The sequence below is a fragment of the Reinekea thalattae genome (genome assembly GCF_008041945.1).
Lineage (GTDB): Bacteria > Pseudomonadota > Gammaproteobacteria > Pseudomonadales > Natronospirillaceae > Reinekea > Reinekea thalattae.
Genome location: NZ_VKAD01000001.1, coordinates 2,246,994 through 2,254,308, shown reverse-complemented (window position 1 = coordinate 2,254,308; position 7,315 = coordinate 2,246,994). Strand labels below are relative to the sequence as shown.

The window sequence follows — 7,315 nt, the reverse complement described above, 5'->3', positions numbered from 1 at the left end:
ATATCCAGTTGTTTAAGACCAACCGGAAAATCTGAGCTCGAACATAACGTTAACCAAACAAATGTTTGACAGTCGCTTGTGTTCGATAATTTATCGACTCACAAGCGCCCACACGAATTACTTCTAAATTATTTGTTTTAAAGATCTCGACAGCGGCGCTATAGGCTTGTCGTTTAAGTGGATGCGTATCTTAATGATCGAAACCACTTTGTCAATCAGAAATTTATTTTATTTTCCTTTGAAATCAACAACTTACGACCACAAAGAAAAACCAAACTTCTAACCACTCCTTTACTGCCTCAGCAGCAAGGAGCGCGTATATTAAGGATTTATTAAACCCCGTCAAGCTCTATTTAAAGAAATACCAAGTTATTTATAGCAAGCCTCAAATATAAGAGTCTCTAGTAGTGAAAGACATCACTCAGCAGGCCAAAACAAGCCATTAAACAAAAAACAAAAAGGCCAGCATTAGCTGGCCTCTTATAGCCTTATAGTAGGTATATAGATATGTAGGTTCGTACAGGCTTATCTATATTACTGAGTCAGCAATTCCAATAAACGCCCTTCAAGCAAAATACCTTACTGCACAGTCACCCAAGCAATTTTCTTTTTTCCTGCCTGAATTAAGTACTTACCTGGGCCCAGCTTAAGAGAAGGCTCGACAACCTGCCACTCTACCTTCACTCGACCATTCTTAAGCATGTCTTTTGCTTGCGCAGAATTTGTCGCCAAGTCAGCCTTATTAATCAATGCACCAATAGGCAAATCTTCTTGGCCTTCAAGCTCTACAATAACTTCAGGCGTTCCTTCAGGAACCTCGCCTTCAACTACAATATTTCCCGCACCTTTATGAGCATTGGCCGCCGCCTCTTCGCCATGGAATCGAGCGACAATTTCTTTCGCCAACTCTATTTTGATATCACGAGGGTTAGCACCCTGATCGACCGACTGTTTTAATTGCGCAATATCGTCAAGCGACTTAAACGACAATAATTCATACCAACGCCACATCAAAGAATCTGGGATCGATACAATTTTTTGGTACATCGTGCCAGGCGCTTCGGATACACCAACATAATTACCCAGCGACTTGGACATTTTTTTCTCGCCATCCAAGCCTTCAAGTAACGGCGTCATGATAACCGTTTGCGGCTCTTGCCCTTCACCTTTTTGCAGCTCTCGCCCCATCAGCAGGTTGAATTTTTGATCGGTACCACCCAGTTCAATATCTGCCTCTAGCGCTACCGAGTCATAGCCCTGCACTAATGGATATAAAAATTCATGGATGGAAATTGACTGATTCGCCTTGAAGCGCTTTTTGAAATCGTCACGCTCCAGCATCCGAGCAACACTCAACTTACCCGCCAACTTAATCATAAAGTCAGCACCCTTTTCCCCAAACCACTCCGAGTTAAAACGGATTTCAGTTTTATCTGGGTCGAGTATTTTAAACACCTGCTCTTTATAGGTTTGTGCATTTGCTGCAATTTCGTCGACAGTCAGCGGCGGCCGAGTTGCACTTTTACCTGTTGGATCGCCAATTAAGCCAGTGAAGTCACCGATCAAAAACACAACCTTATGACCCATATCCTGAAACTGGCGCATCTTATTCATCAGCACGGTATGACCCAGATGCAAATCAGGCGCAGTTGGATCGAACCCTGCCTTGACCACCAACTGTTTACCAGAGGCTATTTTTTTAGCTAACTCGTCTTCTAACAGAATTTCTTCTGTGCCTCGGCCAATCTCAGCCAATGCTTGCTCCAGATTCATGGAGTCTCCTCACAAATATTTACAATAAAAAAGTGGAAATTATTTCCCGTATTCGGAACTGGTTTGCACATTATTAAAAAAATGCTGATAAACTACTTTAAGTTTCATCAGTCACAGAACAGTAAAGCCATCATGAACATCGAGTCACTCTTTAAGTTTTGCCCTTTGCCACGCGCTCACTTCATTGCCGTCATAGCCTGCTCTTTCTTAGTGCTGTTGGTTGCTCTTTGGCCTAGCCAAGGTCGATCGGTTATTGTCGAAATACGACCGACTATCGAGCCGGACACAAATATTGAGTTGTTCGACAACAATTCAACCTTACAACAAATTTCAGAGACTGTATCACCTGGCGATACAATCTCAACGCTATTCGAACGCTCAGGCGCTGGCGTCACAACTTTATATAGTTTGCTCGCTGATGAGACCATTAAAAAGCCGCTGGAAAAAATCTATCCAGGACAAGAATTCATCTTCACCTTCAACAATGACTCTATATTGAAAAAGATTAACTTCAACGAGTCAAACACTGTCTCCTATAGCATTGATATCGATAACGATAAGAAAGCGACCATTACTCGCACAGAGCGAGTGCCCGACATCCAAACAAAATATGCCACTGCGACAATCAGCAGCTCACTATTTTTAGCCGGTGCCGAGGCAGGCTTGACCGACAATATGATCATGCAGGTCGCTAATGTATTTGGCTGGGACATCGACTTTGCATTAGACATTCGCGAAGGCGACCAATTTTCATTGCTGTACGAAGAAAACTATCTTGATGGTAAAAAGCTGAGCGACGGCCAAATCTTGGCGGCAAAGTTCATCAATAACGGCAGACAGTACACCGCCCTTCGCTACACCGATGCTAGCGGCCATACTGACTATTACTCACCTGACGGCAAAAGCATGCGCAAAGCATTCCTACGAACGCCGCTAGATGTATTCCGAATCTCTTCTAGTTTTAACCCAAGCCGCATGCACCCAGTACTTAACCGTATTGTCGCGCACAAAGGTACCGATTACGCAGCACCAACAGGAACGCCAATTAAAGCCTCTGGCGATGGTAAGGTTATTAAAGCCTACACCTCGGCAACTTACGGCAACGTTGTTGTATTGCAGCATGGCGAAAGCATTTCTACTCTCTACGCCCACATGAGTAAATTCTCTAAATACGCTCGTGTCGGCAAGCGTGTAAAACAGGGTCAGATTATCGGCTATGTTGGCACCACTGGTCGCTCGAATGGACCGCACCTACATTATGAATTCCGTGTTAATGGCGTTCATAAAAACCCTCAAACGGTTAAGTTACCAACGGCGAAACCGCTTAATTCTGAATATTTAGCAGACTTTAACGCTTACGCAGAAAACCTATCTGGCCAGCTTGAAGTCTATGATTCAGCCTATGCAGCAGGCCTCACCAACCTCAACGAAGCCAACTAGATACTCAGCAAAAGCTTTGAGCGTAAAGAATGCTTGGATTAATCAATGCAACGATAAGCGCTTAAAGCCGTCTAGATATGCCACTGATGTCGACGACATCAACGCAATGCGGGATAGGAATTAAAAGTATTCGTAACCCTGTTCAAGCAAACTCGCTTCTTGATCTGGACCATAAGGCACGGTATCAACAAAAGCTGGCAGTTCTGCTCTTGGTACTGACGAATAACGCATCCATGTTTCACAGACCTGTATATCAATCGCATTAAAGGCATCGAGTCGCGCTGCCAAATCTACGATATCTTTATTCATCTGATAATTTTGACGTAAAAAGAGTGCAGCCTCGTCGCCATGTAGTACTAAAGCAACCGGCTGGCTTTGTGGGTAGGACTGACCGCTGTCATAAAGATTACTAATCCGAGTGAGGATTTGTGTCAGCTCTTCATCGGTGTGCGCCTGAATTTGCGCAACATAAGGAGGCGAGTCGAGTTCAACATCACCTTGAACCAGCGTTTCTGCATTCACGCCAGCCGCCGTTAAACTGGCTAACAGCGCAAATGAGGCTAAACGCTTAAATTGCAAAAGACGACCCACAGCCACACGTCGTACTCGCGGAAGGGTTATGAATGACAAATCGACTGCCGTCCAAACCCTGCGTGTAATCAACCGTGGAACCGCCCAAATACTGCACACTTAATGAGTCAATCAAAAATCTGACATCGTTCTTTGTAATTAAGGAGTCATCTTCGGCGATGCTGTCGTCAAAGGTAAAGCCATACTGAAAACCAGCACAGCCCCCTCCGGTTACAAAGACGCGCAACATTAAATCATCATTACCTTCTTCTGCCACCAGCGCTCGAACTTTTTCGATGGCGGCCTCAGAAATGTTTATTGGATCGGCAACATCAACAATGGCGTCAGTCATATTATATTCCTCATATACTCACACTGAATTATCAATACCCGACCAAAACAGTCAATTATAATGATGCAGCGATATTAAGATTTACTCGCTGGTGCGACAGGTGCAACCGTCGCCACATTTTCTAATGCAGGCTTTTTAGCGGCTTTTTTACCGCCTTCGGTGGCTACGTGAAGCAACTTACCATTTACCTTTGAACCCATAACCATTTCCATCATGACGTAATGAACGTCACCAGAAACTAGGCCATTTTTGTTCAATGTAAGGTGCTCTGATGAATACACATCGCCTTTAACTTCGCCATTGATGACAATGCGTGGGGCACGAATTTCACCTTCAAGCATGCCTTTAGCACCTACGGTGACTTCTGCGTTGCTGTCTGGATCGGCTAAAATATTGCCTCGAACAGTACCTTCAATATGCAACGCTTCTGAGATACGGATATCACCTAAGATTTCCGCCTTTTCTGTAATCAATGTTATATTTTTACTCACGCTATTATCACTGCCCCACATTTTTAGCATTCTCCAAATCTGACCAACCATAAGATTGTTCTAATCGAGCAGACTTTGTACCCACCGATTGAGCCACAACCTGTAGTTGATCAGGCGTAAAGTTCTCAGGAAGAACTAGCTCTCCCTGGAATTCCTGAAAATAACGATATCTAAACTTGATATCGATATCATTTATATTCTCCGAAAGGTCTTTCAATGGGTAGGCGGTAATCTCCCCGTCCTGTACACCCATAATGTTGATACCAACAAAACCTCTCAAGTATCGTGAGTTATTACCCACCTGAGTCAACATCACTTTAAAGCGGTAACGACCCGGTTGCGCAGTACTGGCAACTGATACTTCTTGTATGGTCAGACCAGTTGTATTGTCAGAAGGTGACATTATGCCCTGATACAAAGCAATGTCTTTCTCTAATTCTGCAATTCTATCGGTCAGTTCACGGTTTGAGTTGCGAACATCATTGACCGCACCTTTATCAACAAAAGCAGAATTTTCTAATACTGCCACCTGTTGTCTTAATTCTCGCTCTCGCTCGGCGTTATTATCTAATAACTGGCGTAAAGTAGAAACCTCGTTAAGTAGTCTTTGCTCGTGACGTACACTGACATAACTACCGTACAAATATGCTGCACAAATCGCAGCGAACACTAAAATAACCACCGTCATCCTAACTACAACTTGCTGCAAAGGACGATGCGGAACTGCGGTATATTCTATCTGCGCAGGCCCTTTAACTTTTGCCATTCCACTTTACCTTTTTGATAATAACGAGCTTAATCGCACTACTGTAACAAAATGAGTCATAAATCGGTATGATGTTGAGCGCCACAAGGGAATATATACAAGCCAAATGACTCAACCAACACTAAAACGATGGCAATCAAAACTTTTACATAGCAATAGCTTAGCGTTGCTGTCTTGTTTTGGCATTCTCATTGGTATTTCTACCAGCTTAGTGATTGCGCTTTTTATGGTTTCAATCGAGCTGGTATTGTCACTATTGAACGACAGTCATCAGGCTGGTTTTGGCAGCCTTGCACCTCTTGCCCGCGCCAGCTTACCAATCGCTGGCGCCATTATTCTCATCTTACTCTATCGCAATACAAATAGCAGGTACCACGACGTAGGCATTACACATGTCATTGACCGTCTGCAAATAGGTCGCGGTAAAATTCCATTAGGCAATACGCTTTTTCAGTTAGTGTCGGCACAGATCGCTTTGGCTTCTGGATTCAGTATGGGCAAAGAAGGGCCGGCTGTTCATGTCGGTTCTGGCATTGCCAGCAAGCTGGGGCGGATGATGCATCGCTCACCGAGTCAATTACGCTTGCTAACCGGTTGTGGCACGGCGGCGGCAATCTCTGCTGCTTTCGATACGCCCTTGGCTGGCGTCATGTTCGCCATGGAAGTGGTGCTTATGGAATACAGCCTGATGGGTTTTATCCCGATTATTGCAGCTTCCGTTACCGCTGCCGTTGTCACCGACTTTTTAATCGGCGGCCGCTCCGGCCTCTTTGCGGTCGACATCGTACCCGCAGGCCTCACCGAAACACCCTTTTTATTAGTAACTGGCATTGCCACAGGCTTAGTCGCCGCAGCACTGCATCGACTCATTAAACGGCTAGCCGCAATCGATCTGGTATCGCGCGATAGTAAGTTAATCATTGCAGGCATTATGACCGGCCTTTTAGGCATGCTTGTGCCACAAATGATGGGACTCGGTTATGGCGTGATGGAGAGCATCCTCAATGGCGAGTTTGCGCTCTGGTACCTTATTGCGATTTTAGCAGCCAAACTCTTGGCGACCGGCATTGCTGTTGGCTTAGGCGTCCCCGCTGGAATTGTAGCGCCGTCGTTAGTCATTGGCATGGCAACAGGCGCGATAGCCGGTGCCATTCTGCCAGGCTCGGGCAGTGATTCGTTCTACGCCCTCATTGGCATGGCTGGCGTGATGAGTGCTTTGCTACATGCGCCATTAGCCGCGTTAACCGCGGTACTAGAACTCTCGCTAAACGCAGAAATGATGTTTCATACCATGGTTGTTGTGGTACTGGCTAACCTAACCTGTCAGGCAATTTTTTTACAGCCATCGATCTTCCAGACCATGCTGTCGCTCAAAGGCTTACAAATTAGTACTCATCCAGTTAGAAATGCCTTAGCCAGTCGCTTTTTGTCTGAAATTGCGATCACCAAATTCGTGGTCATTCATGATCAGATGGATACAGAGTCGATCGAGCAAATGCTGCACGTTAAAAAGCGCTTGGTGATATACCGCTATGCGGCGGAAAGCTATTTAATCCCTCACAAAGCACTGAAAAAACAATATGAGAAATGGCTACATCTAGATCCAGACGACGACGTTAACCTGTATCAATATCTATCTAAGGTCATTCCTGCTCGCTCTCGAATTAGCGTTTTACAGCAAGATGCCTCCTTGCTGGAAGGTATTAAAACCTTGCAAAACGATGACGTGGTCGCCATTCAAGTGCCGATTGATGCATTCCGAATCGGCCTTGTAACTCGAGCCAAACTATCGACTGAATTGACCTCTGAAAGTGAACTGAACTAGCAAGGTATTAATTAATAGTTACGCTTTTGCGTTTTGAACTACTGATTCAATACTTGTACAAATAAACTCATCAATAATTTTGTTAATCAAAGACAGGA

General features: G+C 44.7%; 7 protein-coding genes. 2 read left to right on the top strand and 5 right to left on the bottom strand.

What is annotated here, in order from left to right; all coding sequences use genetic code 11:
* Window positions 1-579 precede the first annotated feature (579 nt).
* Window positions 580-1,773 (bottom strand): tyrosine--tRNA ligase, encoded by a 1,194-nt coding sequence (gene tyrS, locus FME95_RS10345; protein WP_147714304.1) that lies wholly within the window; start codon window positions 1,771-1,773, stop codon window positions 580-582.
* A gap of 63 nt (window positions 1,774-1,836) precedes the next feature.
* Here tyrS and FME95_RS10340 point away from each other — a divergent pair, with 63 nt between their 5' ends.
* Window positions 1,837-3,213: a peptidoglycan DD-metalloendopeptidase family protein gene (locus tag FME95_RS10340; RefSeq protein ID WP_147714303.1), complete on the top strand. Its 1,377-nt coding sequence runs from the start codon at window positions 1,837-1,839 to the stop codon at window positions 3,211-3,213.
* 120 nt (window positions 3,214-3,333) lie between these two features.
* Here FME95_RS10340 and FME95_RS10335 read toward each other — a convergent pair whose 3' ends face one another.
* The 4 genes from FME95_RS10335 to FME95_RS10320 all read right to left on the bottom strand — a co-directional run bounded on the left by FME95_RS10335 (window position 3,334) and on the right by FME95_RS10320 (window position 5,392).
* A complete protein-coding gene (locus tag FME95_RS10335) occupies window positions 3,334-3,792 on the bottom strand; it encodes a DsrE family protein (RefSeq protein ID WP_147714302.1) in 459 nt (152 codons plus the stop codon).
* Window positions 3,782-4,135: an iron-sulfur cluster insertion protein ErpA gene (gene erpA, locus FME95_RS10330; protein ID WP_147714301.1), complete on the bottom strand. Its 354-nt coding sequence runs from the start codon at window positions 4,133-4,135 to the stop codon at window positions 3,782-3,784. Before erpA ends, FME95_RS10335 begins: the two co-directional genes overlap by 11 nt.
* A 74-nt stretch (window positions 4,136-4,209) precedes the next feature.
* Window positions 4,210-4,626 (bottom strand): bactofilin family protein, encoded by a 417-nt coding sequence (locus tag FME95_RS10325; RefSeq protein WP_246109350.1) that lies wholly within the window; start codon window positions 4,624-4,626, stop codon window positions 4,210-4,212.
* A 7-nt stretch (window positions 4,627-4,633) separates the two neighbouring features.
* On the bottom strand, window positions 4,634-5,392 hold the full coding sequence (locus FME95_RS10320) for a DUF6776 family protein (protein WP_147714299.1): 759 nt from the start codon (window positions 5,390-5,392) through the stop codon (window positions 4,634-4,636).
* Between the two features lie 106 nt (window positions 5,393-5,498).
* Here FME95_RS10320 and FME95_RS10315 point away from each other — a divergent pair, with 106 nt between their 5' ends.
* Entirely contained in the window at window positions 5,499-7,217 is a 1,719-nt protein-coding gene (locus FME95_RS10315; RefSeq protein ID WP_147714298.1) for a chloride channel protein, read from the top strand.
* Window positions 7,218-7,315 lie beyond the last annotated feature (98 nt).

Coding starts and splice junctions, on each gene's coding strand:
- tyrS (WP_147714304.1), bottom strand. CDS start 1,773: ATGAATCTGGAGCAAGCATTGGCTGAGATTGGCCGAGGCACAGAAGAA.
- erpA (WP_147714301.1), bottom strand. CDS start 4,135: ATGACTGACGCCATTGTTGATGTTGCCGATCCAATAAACATTTCTGAG.
- FME95_RS10315 (WP_147714298.1), top strand. CDS start 5,499: ATGACTCAACCAACACTAAAACGATGGCAATCAAAACTTTTACATAGC.
- FME95_RS10320 (WP_147714299.1), bottom strand. CDS start 5,392: ATGGCAAAAGTTAAAGGGCCTGCGCAGATAGAATATACCGCAGTTCCG.